Origin of the sequence: Fodinisporobacter ferrooxydans (genome assembly GCF_022818495.1) — a bacterium.
In the GTDB taxonomy this organism is placed as follows: Bacteria; Bacillota; Bacilli; order Tumebacillales; family MYW30-H2; genus Fodinisporobacter; species Fodinisporobacter ferrooxydans.
On the sequence record NZ_CP089291.1, the window covers coordinates 2293985 to 2318148 of the forward strand.

Consider the following 24164-nt stretch of genomic DNA (forward strand, 5'->3'; position numbering starts at 1 on the left):
CGGTGAATCGGTTGAACCAGGAACGTTTGTCATTGTGGCAGTTGTTTGTATTGCTTGTCATGTTTGAAGCCGGAAGTGCAGTGGTTGTCGGAATTGCAAATGAAGCCAAACAAGATGCGTGGATTGCCGTATTGATGGCAGGAATCGGCGGATTGTTTTTGGCTTGGATGTATCACGCCATTCTTGCTCCAAACCCAGGACTTGGACTGTACCAATTGTTTGAAAGATGTTTCGGTAAAATACCTGGAATTGGATTATCTGTAATTTATATACTATATTTTCTATATATTTCCTCGCGTGTGTTGCGGGATTTTGACGAACTTATATCCAGTGCGGTTCTGCCGAATACGCCGACCGAGGTTGTTTCATTTTTGGTGATGCTCGTAATCGGGTATCTTTTGTATTTGGGGATTGAAGTTTTAGGGCGTTCAAGCGAGATTTTTTTTCCATATGCCGCTTTTTTCTTTTGGATGATGGTCGTTTTCTTATTTATCAGCGGACGAGTGAAATTTTCCAACTTGCAACCGGTTTTAGAAAATGGGTGGGGTCCCATTTTTCAATCTATCTTCCCCTCATTGATTACGTTTCCCTTTGGCGAATTCGTGGTATTGCTCGTTTTGTTTTCATCCATTTCCAATTTCAAAACTGCAAAATGGGTTGCGTTTACAGGCATAGGGTTTGGCGGGTTCATCATCTTTGTTTCCCTTATTTTGCAAATCTGTATATTGGGTGTAAATTCTAAAATTCGTGCAAGTTTTCCTTTGCTAAATGTTGCACGAGAAATTTCAATTGCAAATTTTTTGGAGAGAGTGGATGCATTCATCGTTTTCATAATCATGGTCGGGATTATTGTAAAGGTGTCGATTTTCTTTTATGTGGGATTGAAAGGGTTGGAACATATTTTTCACATTTCGTACCGATCCTTCGTATTTCCTTGCGCCATGCTTGTATCGGTTATGTCCATTTACATCGCGGAAAATTATGCGGAACATATTGAAGAAGGGCTGCGATTCGTTCCCATCTATTTGCATATTCCGTTTCAGATTATCATCCCATGTTTGCTTTTGGTGACATCGCGAATAAAAACGAAGAAAGTTTAGTTTATTACCCTAAAATTATCATCGATATATGTTGAAGCTTCACTATTGGGAGAGAGCCAGCGAAGCTGACACCACCTGCAAAGCAGATGGATATATATGTAATTTTTTATTTGTCGGCTCTTTCAATGAGACTTACCATCATGACCGAAGGCTCGCAAAAAATCACTTGGTGTCAACACGACGAGCTGTTCCTTGATTTCAGGAGTGTGAAAATCTTGATCGTCCGTAACAAATAAATCAGGTTGAGCCAAAAAGACACGCATCCCACTATTTGTTTCGCTCATTCCACATTTCCTCCCGAACTTGTTCCAAATCGTTCAGCAGTTCTTCTTCGGTAACTCCCTTGGCACTAGCTTCCTTTGCCATTGAATCTAAAAACTCACGTAAGGCGACCACACTCGATTTCGTTATAATGATCTTACCCGTTTCATCCTCAATAAAAGCAACCTTGTCGCCCTCCACTAAATTCAGCCGTTCGCGAATCGCTTTTGGAATGGTGATTTGACCTTTTGAAGTCACTCTTGAAACTTCCATATTCATGAAGAACATCCTCCTTTCAATTCTTACATTCCTTACTTTCATTATATATTACGGAATTATCATATTTAACACAAATAACGAGGTCATCAATAAATTTCCCATTTGATTATATCTGCTTTGCGGGTGATGTCAGCTTCGCTGGTACTACCCCAAGATGAACGCAATATGCGCATCGTTGAAGCATTTTCACACGATCAAGGCATTATTGAGGGAGTGCAAACATGGAATCACATGGATTCCATCGAAAACGGAAACCGTTTTCGTGAATGGAAACACAATATTTCCGAAAAAGTCGAATGAAATCGAATTTTAGTATTGGCACGAATGTTGCATTAAATAAAGAAGCGTTAAGGGAAATGATGTGAATGTTCGATTGTAAAGAGGGGAGTGAATCACTTCGATGCGTTTAATCAACATGAAAGCGGTTATTCTTGAGGACAAATGCACCGGTTGTAAAATTTGCGCGCAAGTGTGTCCGACATTGGCGATTACAATGGAACCCGTACCAGGAACAAAGGCGAAAAAATTAGCTGTTGTTCATGAGGATGATTGTACCGGATGCACAGCGTGTGAGCAGCGGTGTCCATTCGACGCAATTGAAATGGAATACTTACAAGAAAACCGTACGATCGGTGTAGATGTTGAACAATTTGATCGGGAAAAAATCAATCAAATCTGCTACGATGCACACTTTCATCCGGAACAGGTGGTATGCTACTGCACGGGAACGCGGGCGGAGGAAGTTGCAGCTTCGATTCTGCAGGGGGCGGATTCGCCGGATAAAATTTCCCGGGCAACCGGGTTGCGTACAGGATGTACGGTGGAATGCTTGCAGCCGGCCATTCGTCTGCTGAAAAGCGCCGGTATTGAATTGCAATCACCGGAAGGCCGCTACCAGTGGTATGGAGCTACACCGACGATCTGGGATATTCCGGATGACGTGAAAGAGAAATATGCCAAACGCGGCTTTTACTTTGATGCAGATATTGAATTCATGGAAAGTATTCGCAATGCGCCAACTTCTTCTAAAGTATGTGCGGGAAAAGAGGGGGAGAAATAATGCGTGCACCGATTCAACCGATTGCGCCGCGTCCGTCGCGGTATGGAGTAGAACCAAGCCACGTAAAAAAGCGTTTTGTCGATTTGCCCGGGTTGACATCTGTCATGTTGGACGAATTGTTTCCGGATACGCCGAATGTGATTTATCCAAGCACGCAAGGACTGCAAGCGATCCGTGAAGCTACGGAAGCGGCACTTAAGCATGTGGATTTTTCGAAAATTCAACCGCACCATACTGTGAACGTACTGGCGTCGCACCATGGATTTACGCTGCTCGGTGGCGAGCCATATGCAGAGGTCCTGCGAACGGTGTATGACGTGGTAAAACGTCGCACAGGCGCCAAAGAAGTTCGACTGCGCGCCGGAGTGGGACTGCGGTTTCGGGAAACAGAAGAATATATCAAAAGGTTCAACCTGAAACAGCATTTTGATCGCGCTCTCGGAATGGCGCCCATTGATGAGGGGATACCGATCGCAACGGAAATTGGCACATTGTATGGTCTGAAGCGCACATACGATGCGGATTGGATCATCCATGTGCACAATAGCGATGTCCGTGAAGTGCATTTTCATCGCCAGGTGGACCGGGCTGTCAAACCTTTCGGGATGTCCTATGCACGGATTGAAACACGTTCCACCTATCATCAAAACCTCGGGCCGCGGGGTGCCAATTTTACGGCGAGGGCCATTTTTGAATCGCCGTTTGTACAGGGCAAATTCATTGGCGCGGTATTTATGAACATGTCTCCAAGCGGTGTCATTAGCATTGAAGCGGATAATGACTTGTACAAGATTAACGACACGATCACACGGGATGGTTTGCGATATTACGGTAAAATGTTTCAACTATTAGGCAAAATCGATGATTGTATCGTAGGTTTGGATTTTCCGTGCCCGGTGCCTTATGTTTTTTCAGCGGGCGTCATTTATTGCAACTTTGTCGGTGCGAATACCGATTTATTCGACTTGGATGTGAAATTGCCCCCTTATACCTGGTACACGGAGGCGCTCTATGGAAAAGACGGCAAACCACTCGTGCCGGAGGTGCAGCCGGTCAATCCTGCCATTCGCATGGTGATACACAATTATGCATGGATCGGCTATCCGAGTGCGTTTTTTGCGCAACAATTGCCGACGGTAGTGGTTGGCAAAGAACAAGCGGATTTGTTCGAGCATGATCCGCAGAATTTGGAATATATGAAATACGCCATGATCTCTGACAATCTCGAAGATGCCATGAATTTCGCTTATAAAACAACAGGAACAGACAAAGTGATCGTCTTCGATGGCGCAGTAGGCGGAATCAATGTAAGCGAATCGCTGGCAAAACATCTGTTAACGGTTGCTCCTGCTGTGAGCCGACAAGTAGAAGAAGAGTTGCTGCCAAAATGGATGAAGCAGCGTGGAATATCACCAAATGGAATCTTGGTAAACGCATAAGAGGGAGTGGTGCACATGCCGGCTTTCAAAGTAGAGGATCGACAAAACGGTCAAATCATCATGGACATTCGGGATACGTTGTTCTCTTCGCTTCATGATCGGATGTTCACTGCACAAGTGGCAGCAACTGATTATGGAGTATTGGCCGGTATGCGGCATGCGCTGATGTATCTGGAAGAACTGGACTGTGAGCTTGTCAGCCATCTCGATGACGGCACTTTGCTGCAACCGGGCGAGGTTGTTCTTACGTTTCGCGGTTCAGCGAAACATGTGGCGATTGCGGAAGACCGGATATTGGGAGTGATGATGGCGCCATCCGGTTTTGCGACGCGCGCCCGCCAGTTGCAACTGCTTGCCGGGCAGGATTTGCGCGTGGTATGCGGCGGTTGGAAGAAGCTTCCGCAGACGATGAAACCGACTCTCCATGCAGCTCTTGCTGCAGCAGGTGTTGGCATGCGAATGGTGGATGGCCCATTTGTTTATATCGATAAAAACTATGTTCGCATGTTCGGCGGGGTAGGAAAGGCGTTAGACGCAGCCAAGCGTTTTTTTCCGGATCATAAAGCGGTGATTCAGCTCCGCGGGGATCTTCAGCCGCTTGCAATCGAAGCCCGAGCTGCAGTTTACGGAAAAGCGGATGTCCTGATGGTGGATACCGGGCAGTTGGACGATCTTGATGTCGTCCTTGACATCGTAGCCGAATGCAAAGCTCGCGACCGCTTGAAAATCGCTTTTGCCGGCGGTGTGAAAGAGGAGATGATGCTTTTGCTTCGAACTCGCGCCGTAGATTTGGTGGATGTGGGGGGCGCTGTGTTAAATGCTCCCCTGCTCGATATGCGGGTGGATGTCATGGTTGATCAGGGAACGCATACCAACACAAGAAAGGCGGAGAACCATGGAGTATAGTCTTTTAAATAAAACCGAATTGCGTTTGACCGATGTGTATCTGCTTGACTGTGATTTGTCAAAAATCGCCGCAACTGTAGCGAATGTGCTGAGACTGCCAAGAGAACGGGTATTTGTAATCGATGTGCGGGAAGATCATATCGCTTTGGATCTATTGGTTCAGTCGATGACGGATGACCAATTTGTCGGGAAAAAACAGGAATTGATCGCAGCGGTCGGTTCGCTTCCGGGTGTAAAACTAGGACCGGATGTCGATATTCATTCGGCGGGAGTGCTCGGAATGATCGCCTTGTCGCCGATCGAGGGAAAACAGGTTGTTACAGTAAGCGAACGGATGGGCGATGAGATTCAAAGAAACATTCGGCGGCGTGTAAAAGTATTTCCGACAGGCTTTGAAGTTGCCAAAGGAATGATTGAGGATACGAACACTCCATATCTGGCAAAACGGCTGAAGGAGATTGGGTTTGCTGTGCAAACACATGCTCCGCTCGCGGATGATGTAGACGAAATCGCCGGTGCATTGCGGAATGCTCTCGACTCGGGTTTTGGCTTGATCCTTACTACGGGCGGAGTCGGCGCGGAAGATAAGGATTGCACAGTAGAAGCATTGGAAAAGGTGTGTCCGGATGCAGCGACTCCTTACATTGTTACGTTTGCAAAAGGTCATGGCAGACATGTAAAAGATGGGATTCGGATCGGAGTGGCGAAAGAGGGATTGAGCTATTTGGTCACACTGCCAGGTCCCCATGATGAAGTTCGGCTTTGCACAGATATTTTACTGGATTTTATCAACCAAGACATAGTGCCGCCGCCCCATGTTTTAGCGGAGCAGCTGGCGGATTGTCTGCGGCAGCGATGGATGCAAACGGCGGGGGTTGGGGGTCATGACCATTCTCATATGCACCATCATCACCACAAACATGACAGTCATTCAAGCATGCACAGGCATGATGGAATGCAGGAAAAACAGGAATGGGTGTCTGAAAGGAGTTTGCTATGAAGCCTTTTATTGAACAAGCAGCGAAAGAGCTATGGGATGCGGAACGCAACAGACAACCGGTACATCCGATTTCCGAGACATATGCCGATATCACGATCGAAGATGCATATGCAATTCAACAACAAGTGAAGGAATGGAAACTGAATTCGGGAGCTCGCTTAATCGGCAGAAAAATTGGCTTGACTTCGTTGGCGATGCAACATGCGCTCAATGTCCATGAACCGGACTTTGGCTCCTTGTATGACAATATGCTGCTGCCTGAAGGAAGCAGCGTGCCATATGAACGCTTTTTGCAGCCGAAGATCGAAGCGGAATTAGCGTTTGTCATGAAAAAAGATTTGCAAGGCCCCGTACATTTTCTGGATGTTTTGCAAGCAACTGCGTATGTCGTCCCGGCGTTTGAAATCATCGACAGCCGGGTTCGCGATTGGAAAATCAATATAAAGGATACGGTTGCGGATAATGCTTCAAGCGGTGCACTGGTTCTGGGAAGCCGCAGTGTCCCGGTTGACGACTTGAATCTGCGCCTGATTGGACTTGTACTGGAATGCAACGGCCAGATTGTCGATACGGCTGCCGGTGCTGCCGTACTCGGCCATCCGGCGGAAGCGGTGGCATGGCTTTGCAATAAACTGGCCGCTTTTGGAGAAGGGTTGAAGGCCGGCGATATCGTGTTGTCCGGGTCCTTTACGAAAGCGTATATCGCACAGCCGGGATATGTATTTCATGCACACTTTGACAGGATCGGTACCGTTCAGGTCGGTTTTGGGCATAAATGAAGAGATCACAGGAGGGAAACCAATTGAAACGACTAAAAACAGCAATTATCGGTCCCGGTAATATCGGTACGGATTTACTATTGAAAGTTTTGCAATGTGAAGAACTGGAACTTTGCATGATGGTTGGGATCATTGCCGAATCCGATGGCCTGCGGATGGCAAGGGAACGTGGAGTGGAAACGTCTTCCGAAGGCATTGATGCGATTCTGAAACGCGGCGATATCGAGCTTGTCTTTGATTGTACGGGCGCGAAGCCACATGTAAAACATGCGCCTTTGTTAAAAGCAGCCGGCATCCAGGCAATTGATTTGACACCTGCGGCAGTAGGTCCGTATGTAGTGCCTTCTGTCAACATGAATGTCAACTTGGACAGCCCCAATATCAACCTGGTTACTTGCGGCGGCCAAGCTACGATACCAATCGTTGCAAGAATTAATGAAGTAGCGAATGTAGAATATGCGGAAATTGTCGCTACCATCTCGAGCAAGTCGGCCGGACCTGGCACACGTCAAAATATTGATGAATTTACAGAAACCACTTCCCGTGCCATTGCACAAGTTGGCGGAGCAGATCGTGCAAAAGCGATTATTATTTTAAATCCTGCCGAACCGCCGATCATGATGCGCAACACCGTGTATACGAAGGTCAAAAACCCGGATCAAGCAACGATTGAAACAGCGGTGGAAGATATTGTGAAAGAAGTCCAAACATATGTACCCGGATATCGCCTGAAAGTTCCGCCGATTGTCGATGGGGATAAGGTAACTGCCATTATTGAAGTCGAAGGTGCAGGCGCATATTTGCCAAAATACTCCGGAAACCTTGACATTATTACTGCAGCGGCTGTCGGTGTCGCCAGAAGAATCGCAGTACATCAAAATACAAAGGAGGTTACAGGAGTATGACACAGCAAAGAATAACAATCACAGATTCTACGCTTCGTGATGGAATGCATACTGTAAGTCACCAGTTTACGCCGAATGACATGGCGGAGATTGCAAGCGCCCTTGATCAAGCGGGTGTTGATATCATCGAAATCGGGCATGGAGACGGATTGGCTGGAGCATCGTACCAATATGGATTCAGCCAAGCGGCTGACGAAGACTATGTAAGAGCCGTTTGCAATGTGGTAAAACAGGCAAAAGTAGCCGTTTTATTATTACCCGGCATCGGTACGAAACGTGATTTGCAAATCGCTGCCGATTTGGGCGCACGAGCTGCACGGATCGCAACACATGTGACAGAAGCGGATATTTCCGAACAACATATTAAAGTATCGAAAGACTTGGGGCTTTTTACGGTAGGGTTCTTAATGATGGCACATATGGAAGAGCCGAATAAACTCGTAGAGCAAGCTAAAAAGATGGAGAGTTACGGGGCTGATGTGGTGTATGTGACGGATTCGGCCGGAGCGTTATTGCCGGATGGCGTTCGTGCGCGCGTTTCCGCATTGCGTGAAGCAGTATCGATTCCAGTAGGATTCCATGCACACAATAACCTCGGTGTAGCTGTCGGAAATACGCTTGCAGCCCTGTCAGAAGGGGCCGGTTATGTGGATGGAAGTTTGCGAGGCATGGGTGCAGGTGCAGGAAATGCGCAAACGGAAGTCATGGTCGCGGCGCTGCATAAAGCGGGTTTTCAAACAGGTACAGACTTGGCCAAATTGATTCATGCTGCGGAAGATGTTGTGGCACCGAAAATGACTCGTCCGCAAATTATCGATAGCGTAGCATTGATTCTCGGTTATGCGGGCGTTTACAGCAGCTTCTTTCTACATGCGAAACGCGCGGCGGAACGCTTTGGCGTAGATCCCCTTGCAATTCTTGTCGAGCTTGGAAAACAGCGGATCGTAGGTGGACAAGAAGACCAGATTATCGATGTGGCGTATGAGTTAAGCAAAAAAGAACGAGTAGGCGCATTACTCTAAAATCGATTGGGATGTCAGCAAGAAAAGTTAGTACGGTTCCAGTAAAAGGTTAAGCAGGGGGTGTCAGGAATGTCAGATACACAGGGGAAATATGCCAAACTCAAGCAAATCTTAAAAGAGCTAGGCAGTGTCGTTGTCGGATTTTCCGGTGGTGTCGACAGTTCATTTTTGTTGAAGGCAGCGATTGATACACTGGGGCGTGATGCAGTGCTTGCAGTAACTTCCAACGCGGAAACATATCCGGAACGGGAGCGGCTGGAAGCGATCGAAATTGCAAAAGAAATTGGAAGTCAACACTTTTTAATAGAAACAAGTGAGCTTAACATACCGGGATATGCAGAAAATCCTACGAATCGCTGCTATTTTTGCAAGCAAGAATTATTTAGCCATTTAATTCCGCTTGCGAAAGAACGCGGATATAGCTCCGTAGTGTTTGGAGCGATTGCGGATGACCTGGGGGATCATCGTCCAGGGCTGCAAGCTGCGATCGATCATGGTGTTCGAGCGCCACTTTTGGAAGCAGGATTGACAAAGCTGGAAATTCGCAAGTTGTCCCGCGAGCTGAGCTTGACAACCTGGGACAAACCGTCCTTCGCTTGTCTTTCTTCCCGTATTCCATACGGTGAGAAGATCACATTGGAAAAGTTGTCGATGGTGGATCAGGCCGAATCTTTTATCATGAATCTGGGGTTTCGACAAGTACGGGTGAGACAGCATGATAAAATGGCTCGAATTGAAGTTTCCGCAACGGATATTCCGAAACTCGCAGGCGTATCAGAAATAGTTGTCGAGAAGCTAAAAGATATCGGATATACCTATGTAACTATCGATTTGCAAGGGTACCGTTCCGGCAGCTTAAATGAAACGTTATTCACTCAATAATTTTTAGAATGTTTAGAAAATAATGGCCGCATAAGAGATGAAAACGATTACCTCTATAAGTTTTTAAAAAATATGAATTTGGCAGGAGGAGAATGCATGTCAGTTGTTACTACAGCAACAAATCACCCACATGGTGAAAGTGTGAAAGGCCGTCAGATGGTTTCTGCTACTATTGCATCCGTTTTGGGGTGGTCGTTAGATTTATATGATCTATTTGTCCTTCTTTATGTCGCCCCCGTTTTAGGGCAAGTATTTTTCCCGAATAATGTTCCGACTCTATCATTGGCTGCCGTTTATGCTTCCTTTGCCGTTACATTGCTCATGCGGCCGGTCGGTTCTGCTATATTTGGATCCTATGCAGACAAGCACGGCAGAAAGGGCGCGATGGTATTTGCGGTGGTTGGCGTAGGACTTTCCACAGCGTTGTTCGGCCTTTTGCCGACTGTCCAACAAATCGGAGTTGCAGCACCTGCTATTTTCTTGCTTTTGCGTTTGGTTCAAGGAATATTTGTCGGTGGTGTCGTCGCATCCACACATACCATTGGAACGGAATCCGTACCACCGAAATGGCGCGGATTGGTTTCCGGGCTGATCGGTGGAGGCGGAGCGGGATTCGGTTCATTGTTTGCTTCCATTATTTATTTTATCGTCTCATCGGCCTTCCCTGGCCATGCGTTTGCCGTATGGGGTTGGAGATTCATGTTTTTTTCCGGCATTCTCAGTTCCATCCTTGGGTTGTTTGTTTTTAACTCGATCGAAGAATCTCCCTATTGGAAAGAACTCAAACACGCGCAGGAGAAAGCCGGCGCCAGTCAAGAGAAGACAGAAAAATCGCCTTTAAAAACGGTTTTATCCAGTAAATATTTTCCGGTAATTCTTGTCAATCTCATGCTCGTCATTGGCGGTGGAACCGGCTACTACATTACATCCGGCTATCTTCCGACATTCCTGAAAGTAATCAATAAAACGCCGAGCAGCGCATCTTCCATGATCTTGATACTTGCAAGTTTTGCAGCAATTATTTCTGCTGTTGCAATCGGCTATTTCAGTGATCTGATCGGAAGGAAAAAAACGTTTATCATCATTGGCATTGTGAACTGTATTTTGCTTCCCTTCTGCTACTTGGGGCTGGCGAAATCTGTTGCACTATCTTCCATTACGTTGTACGCAGTAGTTCTGGCATTTCTTGGGAATGCAGGATATGCGCCGATATTGGTATTTTTAAATGAACGTTTTCCAACGACGATCCGTTCTGTGGGTACCGGATTATCCTGGAATATCGGATTTGCCATCGGCGGCATGATGCCGACATTTGTATCGTTGGCGAGTCGCGGCGTCCAAAGCATCCCGTCAGTCCTCTCGTATTTTGCAGTCGCTGTATTCGTTTTGTATCTGATCGGCAGTTTTGTCATACCTGAAACAAAAGGGCAGTTTAAATAAGGATCGAAAATAAACTACAAAAAATAAAAAATAGGATGGGAGAGAAGAGAAATGACAATTGTAACAAAGCTGCAAGTGCCTGTATATCGAAACTATATTGGCGGCCAGTGGGTGGATTCCAGCTCGAAGGAACAACTGGAATCCCGCAATCCGGCAACAGGTGAATTCATCAGTTATGCGCAAAAATCAACCGTTCAGGATGTGGAAGCGGCCATCGATTCTGTTTATGATGCGTTTCAGCAGAGTGACTGGGGGTATAATCCGAAACGCCGCTATGAAGCATTGCTCGGTTTGGCTCATAAAATGGAAGAAAATCTTGAGCATCTCGCCCGTGTCCTGACGATGGAGCAAGGAAAAACGATTCGCGAATCCCGCATGGAAATCGCCGGCAGTATCGATACTTTAAAATACTTTGCCGGTGCAGCGCGTACGGTGTTTGGGCGTTCCATGCAATTAGAACCCAATAATTTTGGAATTATCGTAAAAGAGCCCATTGGCGTAGTAGGGATTATTTCACCTTGGAATTGGCCTGCACTTTTGATGGTTCGGGAATTGGCGCCTGCTTTAGCTGCCGGCAATGGCGTCATTGTAAAACCTGCCAGTCTGACGCCGGCCATTTCTGTTGAGATTTTTAAATTGATTGCCGCAGTCCCCGAGTTTGCGAAAGGAATTGTCAGTATTGTGACAGGTCCGGGACGTTCGATCGGAGCGGCGATGGGAAAAAGCAAAAAAATCGATATGATCAGTTTTACGGGAGACACGTCAACAGGAAAATCGATCATTGAGCTATCGACAAGCAACATCAAAAAACTGGCATTGGAACTTGGCGGCAAATCGCCGAACGTTGTATTTGCAGATGCCAATCTCGACAAGGCAGTACCCTTGATCGGCCGTTCCATTTTTATCTCGGCGGGACAAATTTGCATGGCTGGTTCACGGGTGCTTGTGCATGAATCGATTAAGGATGAAGTGGTTTCACGGTTAAAAGCGTATGCAGAACATCTGAATGTCGGCAATGGGATCCATGAAACGTCCGATATGGGTCCTGTCATCTCACAAAGTCAGCTCGACTTGATTTCTGAATACTGCGAGATTGGAAGAAAAGAAGGGACGATTATTACCGGCGGATACCGTTTGACCGGTGAGGAGTTCGATAAAGGTTTCTTTTTCGCACCGACGATTATCGATCATCTTGCGGCAAACTGTCGGGTTGTACAAGAAGAGATTTTCGGCCCTGTACTTGCTGTTCAAACATTTGCAAATGATGAAGAAGCAATTGCGTTGGCGAATGGAACAGACTTTGGCCTATCTGCCGGAGTATGGACGGCAGACTTGAATCGCGCCATGCGGATGTCGAAGGAAATAAAGGCAGGGACCGTTTGGATTAATACGTATAATAAAAACTTCCCGGAAGCGGAATTCGGCGGCTATAAACAAAGTGGTCTAGGGCGGACACGCGGTGTCGATGGATTGATGGAATACTGCGAAACCAAACATATCCATCTGGAACTCGAGTAATGAGGAAAACAATGGAGGACAAACAAATGAAAAACAAACCTGGACTAATAGAAGAAACTGTGGAATTCTCCTTTCAGCTTCCTACATCTATCGAGTTTGGCTTTGGCAAAGCAAGCCGCTTGGGGGAGCGGATCCGTCAATTCGGAGCTGCCAACGTATTTTTTGTAACGGATCAGGGAGTGGAAGCTGTCGGATTGCTGAATGGAATCAAGGAATCCCTGCAAACAGCAGGAATCGCGTTCGATACGTATACAGATGTGGAACCGGATCCAAGTATTGAGACAATCAATCGGGCAGCCCAGGCGCTTCAATCAAAATCGTATGATTGTATCGTTGCGGTTGGCGGAGGAAGCCCGATTGATGTTGCAAAAGGGATTCGCGTCGTATCGGCAAATGGAGGGAGTATCGGACAATACGCCGGTGTCAATCGGGTACAAAAGGCTTCATCGGTACCTCTAATCGCCATTCCCACCACATCAGGAACGGGAAGTGAAGTAACCATATTCGGCGTTTACTCCGATTGGGAAAATAACGTCAAGATTACTGTTACAAGCCCTTATATGGCTGCAACGATCGCAATCGTCGATCCGCAATTGACGATGAGTTTGCCGGCAAAAATGACGGCGGCATCAGGGATCGATGCACTGGCACATGGCATTGAAACATTTTTTTCAACAATCGCTACGCCTGCCTCCGATGCGTTGGCTTTGCAAGCGATTGCCATTGTCAATGGGAATTTGCGTAATGTTGTTGAAAACGGTTCAGATGTACAAGCGCGAATTGGGATGTCCCAGGGGAGTTTGCTGGCGGGAATGGCGTTTAATAATGGCTTTCTTGGTTTGACACATGCGATTGGAAGTGCTTTATCCGGACATTGTCATGTTCCACATGGTGTGGCAATTGGATTGCTTTTGCCGCATGTGATCGAATTCAATCGCACGGTTCGCCCTGAAAAAGCTGCCAAGATTGCGCGTATTATGGGAATCAAGGGGAATGACGATGAATCATTGGCGCTGCAAGCCGCAGACGCGGCAGCACAACTTGTACAAGAGATCGGCCTGCCGACAAAGCTCAGGGATGTGGGAGTAACGGAAGATAAGCTTTCCGATGTTGCCAAAGATTCATTCAAGAGCGGGATGATGCAGTTTAACCCGCGCCAACCGTCAGAAATGGAAGTCTTGGAGCTTTTGCAGCGGATCTATTAACCGATTCGGAAACTTGAATATAGCCCCTGACGCGAATGTACCCTTGGTCATGCGGAAATAAGCAGTACGAAAGAGGAATAAAGAAGGGCAGCTTAGATTGGAAGGGGAAGTTTGATGAAGCTTGTAGTAGGAATATCTGGAGCAAGCGGAGCGATTTATGGTGTGCGTACCGTAGAGGTGCTTAGCAGACTAGGGGTAGAGGTACATCTTGTAGTAAGTGAAAATGCCCGAAAAACGATTTCCTATGAGACAGATTATGTGTTTGAAGACGTTTGTAAAATGGCAACGAAGGTCTATGACAACAAAGACTTGGGAGCGGCAATTTCGAGCGGATCCTTTCAAGTCAATGGAATGATTGTCGCACCTTGTTCCATAAAAACGTTAGCAGGGATTGCGAATAGTTTTAACAGTGAATTACTGACACGGGCTGCAGATGTTCAGTTGAAAGAACGCAGAAAGTTGGTTTTGCTTGTACGTGAAACTCCATTGCACCAAGGGCATATCCAACACATGTTGACAGTAACGCAAATGGGAGGGATCATTTTGCCGCCGGTTCCTTCTTTTTATCATTTGCCGAAAACACTTGATGACATTGTCAATCAAAGCGTACAAAAAGCGTTAGACCAGTTTGCGATTGAAGCCAATTTATTTGAGCGTTGGAATGGCATGTGAGCAAAAAGTAAAAGTATCAGAATGCATAATTGGATTGCCAGCATCAATACGTAAATGATTGTGGGAGGGATTTTCGATGAAAGCCAGAACCTTTCGGACTTGGCTTGAACATTTGCAAGCAACAGGACGTTTGGCAGTCATAGACAAAAAAGTCGGTTTACAATATGAAATAGCCGCAATCGCAAAAAAATTGGATGGGCAAAAGGCAGCATATTTTACAAAAGTGGAAGATTACGAGATACCGGTTGTATCCGGAATCTGTTCGACTCGCAGCGATTTTGCGGAAGCTTTGGGAACAGATCCGTATGGAATGATTTCTAAATTCACAGAAGCAGTTACGTCCCCCATGCCTTGCCAACTTGTAGAAAGACAGTCAGCTCCGGTAAAGGAAAATGTCGTTCTTGAAAATATTGATTTGTTACAAATGCTTCCAATCCCTTTCCACCATGAAAAGGATTCGGGAAATTATATTACTGCCGGACTATTTATTGTCCGTGATCCGGTTACTCGCAAACAGAATGTTTCGATACATCGACTGCAGGTATCCGGGAAAGACAAATTGGGTGTTTTACTCCTGCCTCGTCATACATTCCACTTATACAAAAAGGCGGAAGAATTGGGGCAGTCTCTGGATTGTGCGATTGTGATCGGGACTGACCCTGTGACTTTGCTGGCATCACAAGCCAGTACTCCATTCGGTGTGGATGAATTAGAAATCGCCAGTGCTTTGCGCGGCGAGCCGCTGGAAGTTGTCCGTTGTGAAACTGTCGATATTGACGTCCCGGCATTCGCGGAAATCGTGCTCGAAGGAAAAATTTTGCCACATGTCCGTGAGCCGGAGGGACCCTTTGGAGAGTTCCCAAAATATTATGGGCCGCGCAGTGAGAAAGAAGTCGTACAAATTACCGCAGTTACACATCGCACCAATCCAATTTTCTATACGATTGTTCCGGCTGGATATGAACATCTTTTGCTTGGCGGAATACCAAGGGAAGCGAGTCTTTTCGAAACTGTCCGACAAACTGTGCCAACGGTAAAAGCAGTCCATATGAGTCTTGGCGGCACGGCTCGTTATCATGCGATCGTGTCTATCAAGAAACGCAATGAAGGTGAAGGGAAAAACGTCATTTTGGCCGCATTGGCAAATAGTTTTGATATCAAACATGTAGTCGTTGTTGACGAAGACGTCGATATTTTCGATATGGAAGAAGTGGAATGGGCGATTGCCACTCGTTTTCAGGCAGAAAAAGATTTGATTGTCATACATGGTACACAAGGCTCAAAACTGGATCCTTCCACAAATAACGGAGTTGGATCGAAGATGGGATTGGATTGCACCGTGCCGATGGGCAGTGAACCCATGCGCTATCTGCGTATAAAAATACCGGGATTTGATCAATTGGATATCGAAACATATATTTCGAAAAAGTCAGAACTGCGAGAGACACACGTAGAGAACAGATAGGTTGGGGAGGGGGCGGAATTGAACGTATTCCGAAATCCATATGTGTTGCTGCAATCATGTATTTTTGCAAAAATTTTCGGAATGTCGAAATAGAATCAAATATGCTACTATATAAAAAAATATACGAACACACTCAATATAATTTTCGTCTTAGGGATCAAGGGGGGGAATCAAATGCGATTATCTGAACTCGTGTGTACTCCCGTGTATCAAATCGACATCAATCAGGTGCAAGACGAGCCGGAAAAAATTATATCGGATATGCAAACGCTGTCGCTTTTCGAGATTCCAGTCTTGTCCCAAGGGCGATGGGCGGGAATTTTCCGTTTTTTGTCAAAAGATTCTGATACGAATGGTGAAAAACATGGGGCGTATGTCATGAATGCTCCTTCTTTTTATGAGGATATGGAACTTAAAGATATTCCAATACCAAGGAACTGTACGATATTGGGCGTTGTCAATCGGCAAGAAGAGTTCACGGGTATTGTCCATATTGCAGATATACAAACAATCTTCATAAAAGAGTACGAAACTACGCGAGAGCGCATTCGATTCCTTGATGCGATTATTGATAACACATACGATGGGATTTTGATTGTGGATTCGTTGGGATATGTAACCCGCGTAAATCAGGGATTTTGCAGATTGACAGGGGTAAAAGAAGAGGATTTTGTTGGCGTTCATGTAACGGACTTGGTTCAGAAAGGCACGTTTAAATTTCCTTCCGTTACCTGGAGTGCATTGCAGAAGCGGCGGGATATAACTGGCATACAAAAATACCCCACTGGACATGAGCATCTTGTAAGCGCTGTACCGATTATCGACAATCAGGGAAAACTGCATGGCGCAGTGGCAAGTGTTCGAGACATGACGGAGTTGTCAAGATTGCGACAGGAGCTGGAAGCGGTACAGGATTTAAGCCAACATTACAAGTCTGAGTTGACAGATCTGAGAAAGCGTGTCTTGTTTGATCAAATCATTGCCGTCTCCGGGCAGATGCAAAAGGTTATGGATTTAGCCGGCCGCGTGGCAAATTTTGATTCAACAGTGTTAATATTAGGAGAGTCGGGAGTAGGGAAAGAAGTAATCGCGAATTTTATCCATAAATCAAGTTCCCGGGTACAAGGACCGTTTGTGAAAATTAACTGTGGAGCACTTCCGGAAGAATTGCTTGAGTCGGAATTGTTTGGATATGAGGCGGGGGCGTTTACGGGTGCAAAAAAAGGTGGAAAGATCGGGTTGTTTCAAGCTGCCGAGGGTGGCGTGATCTTTCTCGATGAAATCGGAGAAATGTCGCCTGCGTTGCAAGTGAAAGTTTTACGAGTGCTGCAAGAGCAAGAATTTACCCGTGTTGGCGGCATCTCTCCGATTCAGGTAAACTGTCGCGTCATTGCTGCCACTCATCGAGATTTAAAGGAACAAATAAAAAAAGGACAATTTCGTGAAGATTTGTTTTATCGTTTGTATGTTGTGCCGATTCATATCCCGCCATTACGGGAAAGGCAAGAAGATATTCCGGCGTTGCTGCAATATTTTTTAAATAAATATAACCAGAAATACGGAACGCAGAAAACGTTGCAGCCTGAAGTCATACAAATTCTTAAAAATTATTCCTGGCACGGAAACGTTCGTCAGTTATCCAATCTTGTTGAACGGATGATCGTAACAATACCTGATTCCTACATTCAGCAAATGCATTTGCCTGAAGATTATATACAGGACATTTCAGCGGCAGATCATTCGGTACATTCTGAACGCCAGGCAACAAATACGGCGGCTTCCAATCCCGAGCCAACAATAAGCGAAAGGGAACCGAAGGAAAACATGAACGCATTCGGCGCAATGGAACGCGATTTGTTGATTCGGACGCTTACGCAACATGGTTCCGTTCGTAAAGCAGGACAAGCATTGGGAGTTTCACATACCACGATCATAAAGAAAATGAGAAAATATGGAATTGAACGGAATCGTTAACCCCGAATATTCGATTTCATTCGATACGTCAGCGAGATATTCCATCACAGGGGGAATCAATCATGGATATAAAAGACATTTTGAACCGTTTCCAAAACGGGCAACTTTCCATTGAACAAGCAGAGACGGAAATTCACGGTTTCGAAGATATTGGATTTAGTAAAATCGATTATGCAAGAGAATCGCGCACGGGGCATCCGGAAGTCATATTTGGGCTCAATAAGACACCGGAACAAGTGCAAATCATTTTTGAACGCTTATATAAAAAACATGGGAAAGTTATGGTTACAAGAGCAACAGAACAGATGGCGGACCTGGTAAAAAAAATAGCGCCGGAAGCAACATATGACCACATGTCCCGCCTGCTTACGGCAGGCAGCAGTGTAGTTCGTTTTCCCGGTACTGTTGCCGTTGTGTCTGCCGGAACTGCTGATATGCCTGTTGCAGAAGAGGCGGCACAAGTGGCCGAATGGATGGGCAGCGAAGTTGATCGAATCTATGATGTCGGTGTTGCGGGCATTGATCGGCTTTTGGCGAACCGCGAGCGAATTCAGAACGCTACAATAATCATTGTCGTAGCAGGCATGGAAGGTGCTCTTGCCAGTGTCGTGGGTGGGCTTGTTCGTCATCCTGTAATTGCAGTGCCGACAAGTGTTGGATATGGCGCCCACTTTTTTGGCATGACACCGTTACTCTCCATGTTGTCCTCATGTGCATCCGGCATAACGGTAGTGAACATCGATAACGGTTTTGGCGCGGCAGTTGCGGCATCGATGATTCAACAAACGATTTTGGAGGTGTTGAACCGATGAGAACATTATATTTGGATTGCATATCCGGGGTTAGCGGTGATATGCTGCTCGCTGCACTGATTGATTTGGGTGCAGATCTTGCTTATATCGATAACTATTTAAAATCGCTCCCTATCGATCCTTTCGCGTTATCGATTGAAACAGTAAATAAACGGGGCATTTCGGCAAATCAATTAATCATTGAATTAGAGGAAAATGACCACCATCATGACCACCATCATGATCATCACCATGATCACAACCATGATCATCACCATGACCATCACCATGACCATCACCATGACCATCACCATGACCATCACCATGATCACAACCATGATCATCACCATGATCATCACCATGATCACCACCGGCGGGCGGCGGATATCCTGTCCATGATCGAGACAAGCGACTTGCCGCAGCGTGTAAAAGAGCGGAGTCTGAATATTTTCCGGGCAATAGCAGAAGCTGAGGGTAAAATTCACGGAATGGATCCGAAAGACGTTCATTTTCATGAGGTTGGGGCAATGGATTCCATTATTGACGTTATCGGCATTTGCCTGGCGCTGGAACATTTGGAGATCGATACAATCTACGCATCTCCTGTACCGACTGGCAAAGGAAAGGTTCGCATGGCACATGGATTGTATCCGATTCCGGCACCGGCAACGGCAGAATTATTGATTGGCATCCCCTTGGCTGATTTGGATGTAATGGGAGAATTGACGACTCCAACAGGCGCCGGCGTTTTGAAAGCACTCGTGACAGACTTTGTGCCAATCGGTTCCATGGTCATTCAAAAAATCGGATATGGAGCGGGTATGAAAGAATTTGATCATCCCAATGTTTTGCGGGCGATGTTGATAGAAAAAAAAAACTAGAGGATCAAGGTCAGACAGTATACAATCCCGATCATCAAAGTCAGACAGTACACTATCCCGATCATCAAGAACAACCACAGAATCATTTGGATTCCAGCACTGGAATGGAGTCGATTTGCATTTTAGAAGCACAGATTGACGACAGCAGCGGTGAGATGATGGGGTATGCAATGGAGCGGCTGTTTGCGGCCGGAGCCCTCGATGTATATTACACACCTGTCTATATGAAAAAAAATCGTCCAGGTGTGTTGATTTCTGTTCTTGTGCTGGAAGATCATGCGAATCGCTGTGAAGAGATCCTATTGATGGAAACAACGACAATAGGTGTCAGGCGTAGCATCTGGAAGCGCAGGAAATTGGACAGGCGCATTGTGACTGTTGCAACATCCTTTGGAGAAATTCGAATCAAGCAGGCATTATGGAATGGCCGAATTGTAAATCAGGCTCCGGAATATGAAGATGTGGCGCAGGCTTCCAGGAAACACTGTGCACCGTTTAAAGTTATCTATTGGGATGCCATGAAATATGGAGAAATTGAAGAGTAAAATATGGGGCATATCCAGAGGATATGCCTTTTGAACTGAAAACAGATAATCAAAATCAGATGTCGTTTAGAAATACACAACAAGCCTCTTGTCACAGCAGATGTGAATGATGCGCTTGTTTAATTATGAAAAATTTGTGTCAACCGCTTAAAAACTATAGTTAAATCTATAGTTTTTGCTTGCTTATTCAAAGAATGATTTGATAGTATAAATAACAATGTGAAAATCTTTATTACATAAATGTATTTGGATTTGCATTAAATTCTATGTGGAAAAGAAGGTAGCAGACGGTGAATGCCATTCCTTACATAAACGAAGCATGTATCCTGTTAAGTGCAGTTTCCATGGCGATTGGCTGGAGACAAATCCGCGCCAAACGAATGCAAGCACATAAATTTTTTATGCTGCTTGGTACAGTTTTGGCAGCGTTATTTTTTATCGGTTATGCAGTAAAGACCGTTGTAATCGGTGATACGATGTTTGGCGGACCTGCTCCCTTGCGCACGCCTTATCAAATCTTTTTGCAAATGCACTCCATTCTCGCTACGGTCGCCGCCGTTTTGGGAATCGTCACACTGCGGTTCGCGTTTACTGCTGCATTTGGAAAACATAAAAAAATCGGCCCTTGGACCGTTGTGATCTGGTTTATAACAACAATCAGCGGGTTAGCTGTTTTCCTTATGTTGTATGTGATATTTCCACCGGGTCCCACGACAAATGTATTTCATGCATGGTTTGGTAAATAAGCGTCGGGATTGCAATGTTCAAAAAAAGTTCAGAAAATATCAAGTGACACATAACGATGTATACTGTTCTATAAAACGATTTTCATCCATTTTCATCCTATTCAACTTGCAGTAGGTATTTTTGCCTGCTTTCTCCCTGAATCAACCACCCTAGAATCCACCCAATGAAGCAATGAAATCGATGTATAAATGATGAACAGCAGGTAAAAAATACCTACTATGTGAATTATTTTTGACAAAAACGGATAAACATGTGAAAGTTCTGTGACAAATAATTGAATATGGGACTTTAGTGTGATACATTTCACTTTGTGAACTGATTGAAACCATTATTATGATGGAAAGTTTATTGAAAGGAGAGAGCAACTTTGAAACTGCGTACGCTACTGAGTCGTATGAAATGGTTTTTTACAGTAGCATTGGCGACAGTGATGTTGACAGGTTGCAATGGGCAATTTGTTGTTTTGGATCCAAAAGGTCCTGTCGGAAAGCAAGAATTGGATTTGATTATTCTGTCAACTGTACTCACTTTGATCGTCATCATACCTGTATTGATCATGCTTTGGATTTTTGTTGCGAAATATCGCGACAAGCCAGGTAACAAAGCTCCTTACAAACCAGAGTGGGAGGACAACAAGACACTTGAAATCATCTGGTGGGGGATTCCGATTGTTATTATTGGCATTCTAGGCGTCTATACTGCCAAGACGACATTTGCATTGACAAAACCGCCTGTTCAAAATGTAGCGCCGATTACCATACAGGTGACTAGCCTTGACTGGAAATGGTTGTTTCAGTATCCGGGCCAGAAAATCGCTACAGTCAATTATGTTGAAATTCCTGCAGGAGTGCCGGTCAATTTTGTTTTGACTTCAGATGCGCCGGTAAACTCATTCTGGGTACCGCAATTGGGCGGACAGGAGTATACGATGCCAGGTATGGCACTTACCTTATGGCTGCAAGCAGACAAACCGGGAAGCTATCTGGGCATGGGTGCGAACTTTACGGGTGAAGGATTTGCTCATATGCGTTTCCATGTGATCGCAAAACCGCAGTCTGACTTTAATGCTTGGGTTAACCACGTGAAACAGACCGCTCCTGCGTTGACAAAAGCAGGATACCAAAACTTGACTCAGCCGAGCGTAACGGATCAGATGTCGTTCTCATCGTATCCGGATGGTTTGTTCGAAGCGACGGTCAACAAAAACGGCGGAATCTATATGCCGATGCAACAAGGCAATATGAAGAAAGAAGATACGCCTGCTGATAACAACGCGATGAAGAATATGAAGATGGGTCAATAATAAGAGGAAGGGGGACTATCCATGCTTGAAAGCATAAAAACCTTTGCGTCACACTTTTTCGTGACGGGAGATCCGATGATTTACGGCGCCGATGCCTCGATTGTTTTGGTAACGGTTGCGATTTTATTTGTACTGACTTACTTTAAAAAATGGCGCTGGTTGTGGGATGAGTGGCTGACAACGGTCGATCATAAAAAAATCGGCATCATGTATGCCCTCGCCGCAATTTTGATGTTGTTCCGAGGCGGTGTCGATGCATTATTGATGCGTACACAGTTGGCGTTTCCAAATATGCATTTTTTGCAAGCGGAGCACTATAACCAGATTTTCACGACACACGGCACGATTATGATTCTCTTTATGGCGATGCCGTTGATGTTTGCCTTTTTTAACATTGTTGTACCATTGCAGATCGGGGCGCGCGACGTTGCGTATCCATACCTGAATGCAGTCAGTTTCTGGTTGTTCTTCTTTGGTGCGATGCTATTGAACTTGTCATTTGTCATCGGAGGTTCTCCGGATGCAGGCTGGGTCAGTTATCCGCCGCTCTCGGAACTGGCGTTTGACAAAGGGCCTGGAGAAAACTTTTATCTGTTGTCGATTTCGATTTCCGGTATCGGAAGTCTTGCGACAGGGATCAACTTTATGGTGACGATTTTGAAAATGCGCGCACCAGGCATGAAATTGATGGATATGCCGTTGTTTACATGGTCGATCCTTGCTACATGCATCATTATCATTTTTGCGTTTCCTGTATTGACAATCGCTCTTGCGTTATTGTTCATCGACCGATTGGCCGGAGCACATTTCTTTACGATGTTGCATGGCGGGAACCCGATGATGTTTATCAACTTGTTCTGGATGTGGGGACACCCGGAAGTATATATCGTGGTACTTCCTGCGTTCGGAATTTACTCGGAAGTTGTAAGTACATTCGCAAAGAAAAGAATCTTTGGATATAAATCGATGGTTGCTTCGATGATGTTGATTAGTATCATCAGTTATTTTACGTGGACACACCACTTCTTTACCATGGGATCGGGCGCCGATGTCAATACGTTCTTTGCCATATCGACGATGGCGATCGGAGTACCAACAGGTGTGAAAGTGTTTAACTGGTTGTTTACCATGTATCGCGGGCGAATTCGATTGACACTGCCGATGCTATGGACGATTGCGTTTGTTCCGTGTTTTGCAATCGGGGGGGCTACCGGTGTCATGTTGGCAGTTGCTCCGGCAGACTACCAATATCACAACAGCTATTTCTTGATCGCACACTTCCACCAAGTGTTAATCGGTGGCGTCGTATTCGGATATTTTGCCGGTCTTTATTATTGGTGGCCCAAAATGTTCGGGCATGTATTGAATGAAAAATTGGGAAGATGGTCGTTCTGGTTCTGGAACATCGGTTTCTATGTATGTTTCATGCCTCAGTACGCGTTAGGTTTTATGGGAATGACACGTCGCCTTTACACATATCCGCATGGTTTAGGATGGTCATCCTTGAACCTTGTTTCGACAATCGGAGCATTCATGATGGGAATCGGATTCCTTTTCCAAGGTGCGCAAATCTTGCATGGAATCAAATTTGGCAAACGGGATACCACAGGTGACCCGTGGGACGGACGTACTCTTGAGTGGTCATTGCCATCTCCGGCGCCGCATTACAACTTTGCGACAATTCCGCAAATTAAAGGCAGAGACGCTTGGTGGACAATGAAGGAAGAAATGAAACAGCCCGGATACAAGAAAGAGCCTGTTCATATTGAGCCGATTCATATGCCGAAAAGTTCCGGACGTCCATTTATCATGTCGGTATTTTTCTTTATTGCAGGATTTGGCTTGACATTTGACTGGATTTGGATGGGTGTAATCGGAGCGATTGGCGTAGGAATTACATTGCTTGCCCGTTCCTTTGAGTACGATACCGATTACTATGTTCCGGTCGATGAAATCGAACGCACCGAAGCAGCACTGGGGAGGTTATAAA

General features: G+C 45.6%; 23 protein-coding genes. 21 read left to right on the forward strand and 2 right to left on the reverse strand.

The features are described 5' to 3' along the window. The first annotated feature begins 2 nt into the window (after positions 1 to 2). Positions 3 to 1100, forward strand: a complete 1098-nt coding sequence (locus LSG31_RS10960) for a GerAB/ArcD/ProY family transporter (protein ID WP_347439290.1) — start codon at positions 3 to 5, stop codon at positions 1098 to 1100. A gap of 122 nt (positions 1101 to 1222) precedes the next feature. Here the strand turns inward: LSG31_RS10960 and LSG31_RS10965 are convergent, their stop codons facing one another. Beyond that, positions 1223 to 1384, reverse strand: a complete 162-nt coding sequence (locus LSG31_RS10965; RefSeq protein ID WP_347439291.1) for a hypothetical protein — start codon at positions 1382 to 1384, stop codon at positions 1223 to 1225. Beyond that, complete coding sequence (locus LSG31_RS10970; RefSeq protein WP_347439292.1) at positions 1368 to 1640, reverse strand: AbrB/MazE/SpoVT family DNA-binding domain-containing protein; 273 nt, start codon at positions 1638 to 1640, stop codon at positions 1368 to 1370. The genes LSG31_RS10965 and LSG31_RS10970 overlap by 17 nt, the downstream gene beginning before the upstream one ends. Positions 1641 to 2040: 400 nt before the next feature. Between LSG31_RS10970 and LSG31_RS10975 the strand changes: the two genes are divergently transcribed. The 20 genes from LSG31_RS10975 to LSG31_RS11070 all read left to right on the forward strand — a co-directional run bounded on the left by LSG31_RS10975 (position 2041) and on the right by LSG31_RS11070 (position 24163). Next, entirely contained in the window at positions 2041 to 2700 is a 660-nt protein-coding gene (locus LSG31_RS10975) for a 4Fe-4S binding protein (RefSeq protein ID WP_347439293.1), read from the forward strand. After that, positions 2700 to 4139, forward strand: a complete 1440-nt coding sequence (locus tag LSG31_RS10980; protein ID WP_347439294.1) for a hypothetical protein — start codon at positions 2700 to 2702, stop codon at positions 4137 to 4139. Before LSG31_RS10975 ends, LSG31_RS10980 begins: the two co-directional genes overlap by 1 nt. A 15-nt stretch (positions 4140 to 4154) precedes the next feature. Continuing rightward, positions 4155 to 5045 carry a beta/alpha barrel domain-containing protein gene (locus LSG31_RS10985; RefSeq protein WP_347439295.1) on the forward strand — a complete coding sequence of 297 codons (891 nt, stop codon included), beginning with the start codon at positions 4155 to 4157 and terminating at the stop codon, positions 5043 to 5045. After that, on the forward strand, positions 5035 to 6045 hold the full coding sequence (locus LSG31_RS10990) for a molybdopterin-binding protein (protein WP_347439296.1): 1011 nt from the start codon (positions 5035 to 5037) through the stop codon (positions 6043 to 6045). The genes LSG31_RS10985 and LSG31_RS10990 overlap by 11 nt, the downstream gene beginning before the upstream one ends. Next, positions 6042 to 6824 carry a 2-keto-4-pentenoate hydratase gene (locus LSG31_RS10995; protein ID WP_347439297.1) on the forward strand — a complete coding sequence of 261 codons (783 nt, stop codon included), beginning with the start codon at positions 6042 to 6044 and terminating at the stop codon, positions 6822 to 6824. The genes LSG31_RS10990 and LSG31_RS10995 overlap by 4 nt, the downstream gene beginning before the upstream one ends. Before the next feature lie 23 nt (positions 6825 to 6847). Next, on the forward strand, positions 6848 to 7729 hold the full coding sequence (locus LSG31_RS11000) for an acetaldehyde dehydrogenase (acetylating) (RefSeq protein ID WP_347439298.1): 882 nt from the start codon (positions 6848 to 6850) through the stop codon (positions 7727 to 7729). After that, positions 7726 to 8751 carry a 4-hydroxy-2-oxovalerate aldolase gene (gene dmpG / locus LSG31_RS11005; RefSeq protein ID WP_347439299.1) on the forward strand — a complete coding sequence of 342 codons (1026 nt, stop codon included), beginning with the start codon at positions 7726 to 7728 and terminating at the stop codon, positions 8749 to 8751. The genes LSG31_RS11000 and dmpG overlap by 4 nt, the downstream gene beginning before the upstream one ends. Before the next feature lie 69 nt (positions 8752 to 8820). Beyond that, entirely contained in the window at positions 8821 to 9633 is an 813-nt protein-coding gene (gene larE, locus LSG31_RS11010) for an ATP-dependent sacrificial sulfur transferase LarE (RefSeq protein ID WP_347439300.1), read from the forward strand. A gap of 96 nt (positions 9634 to 9729) precedes the next feature. Continuing rightward, the gene (locus LSG31_RS11015; protein WP_347439301.1) at positions 9730 to 11073 is read left to right on the forward strand and encodes an MFS transporter; all 1344 of its coding nucleotides are present in this window, start codon (positions 9730 to 9732) and stop codon (positions 11071 to 11073) included. Between the two features lie 51 nt (positions 11074 to 11124). Next, positions 11125 to 12591, forward strand: a complete 1467-nt coding sequence (locus tag LSG31_RS11020; protein WP_347439302.1) for an aldehyde dehydrogenase family protein — start codon at positions 11125 to 11127, stop codon at positions 12589 to 12591. 26 nt (positions 12592 to 12617) lie between these two features. After that, entirely contained in the window at positions 12618 to 13796 is a 1179-nt protein-coding gene (locus LSG31_RS11025; RefSeq protein WP_347439303.1) for an iron-containing alcohol dehydrogenase family protein, read from the forward strand. Positions 13797 to 13910: 114 nt separating this feature from the next. Then, the gene (locus LSG31_RS11030) at positions 13911 to 14468 is read left to right on the forward strand and encodes a UbiX family flavin prenyltransferase (protein WP_347439304.1); all 558 of its coding nucleotides are present in this window, start codon (positions 13911 to 13913) and stop codon (positions 14466 to 14468) included. A 76-nt stretch (positions 14469 to 14544) separates the two neighbouring features. Further along, positions 14545 to 15933 (forward strand): UbiD family decarboxylase, encoded by a 1389-nt coding sequence (locus LSG31_RS11035; RefSeq protein ID WP_347439305.1) that lies wholly within the window; start codon positions 14545 to 14547, stop codon positions 15931 to 15933. Between the two features lie 174 nt (positions 15934 to 16107). Next, positions 16108 to 17907, forward strand: coding sequence for a sigma-54 interaction domain-containing protein (locus LSG31_RS11040; RefSeq protein WP_347439306.1), 1800 nt, complete (start codon positions 16108 to 16110; stop codon positions 17905 to 17907). Between the two features lie 62 nt (positions 17908 to 17969). Next, a complete protein-coding gene (larB, locus tag LSG31_RS11045) occupies positions 17970 to 18719 on the forward strand; it encodes a nickel pincer cofactor biosynthesis protein LarB (protein ID WP_347439307.1) in 750 nt (249 codons plus the stop codon). Continuing rightward, the gene (gene larC / locus LSG31_RS11050; protein WP_347439308.1) at positions 18716 to 19579 is read left to right on the forward strand and encodes a nickel pincer cofactor biosynthesis protein LarC; all 864 of its coding nucleotides are present in this window, start codon (positions 18716 to 18718) and stop codon (positions 19577 to 19579) included. Before larB ends, larC begins: the two co-directional genes overlap by 4 nt. A 104-nt stretch (positions 19580 to 19683) precedes the next feature. Further along, positions 19684 to 20124: a nickel pincer cofactor biosynthesis protein LarC2 gene (larC2, locus tag LSG31_RS11055; RefSeq protein WP_347439309.1), complete on the forward strand. Its 441-nt coding sequence runs from the start codon at positions 19684 to 19686 to the stop codon at positions 20122 to 20124. Between the two features lie 290 nt (positions 20125 to 20414). Continuing rightward, positions 20415 to 20870 (forward strand): DUF420 domain-containing protein, encoded by a 456-nt coding sequence (locus LSG31_RS11060; RefSeq protein WP_347439310.1) that lies wholly within the window; start codon positions 20415 to 20417, stop codon positions 20868 to 20870. A 368-nt stretch (positions 20871 to 21238) separates the two neighbouring features. Further along, positions 21239 to 22174 carry a ubiquinol oxidase subunit II gene (locus LSG31_RS11065; protein WP_347439311.1) on the forward strand — a complete coding sequence of 312 codons (936 nt, stop codon included), beginning with the start codon at positions 21239 to 21241 and terminating at the stop codon, positions 22172 to 22174. A 21-nt stretch (positions 22175 to 22195) separates the two neighbouring features. Further along, complete coding sequence (locus LSG31_RS11070) at positions 22196 to 24163, forward strand: cbb3-type cytochrome c oxidase subunit I (RefSeq protein WP_347439312.1); 1968 nt, start codon at positions 22196 to 22198, stop codon at positions 24161 to 24163. Position 24164: the final 1 nt, after the last annotated feature.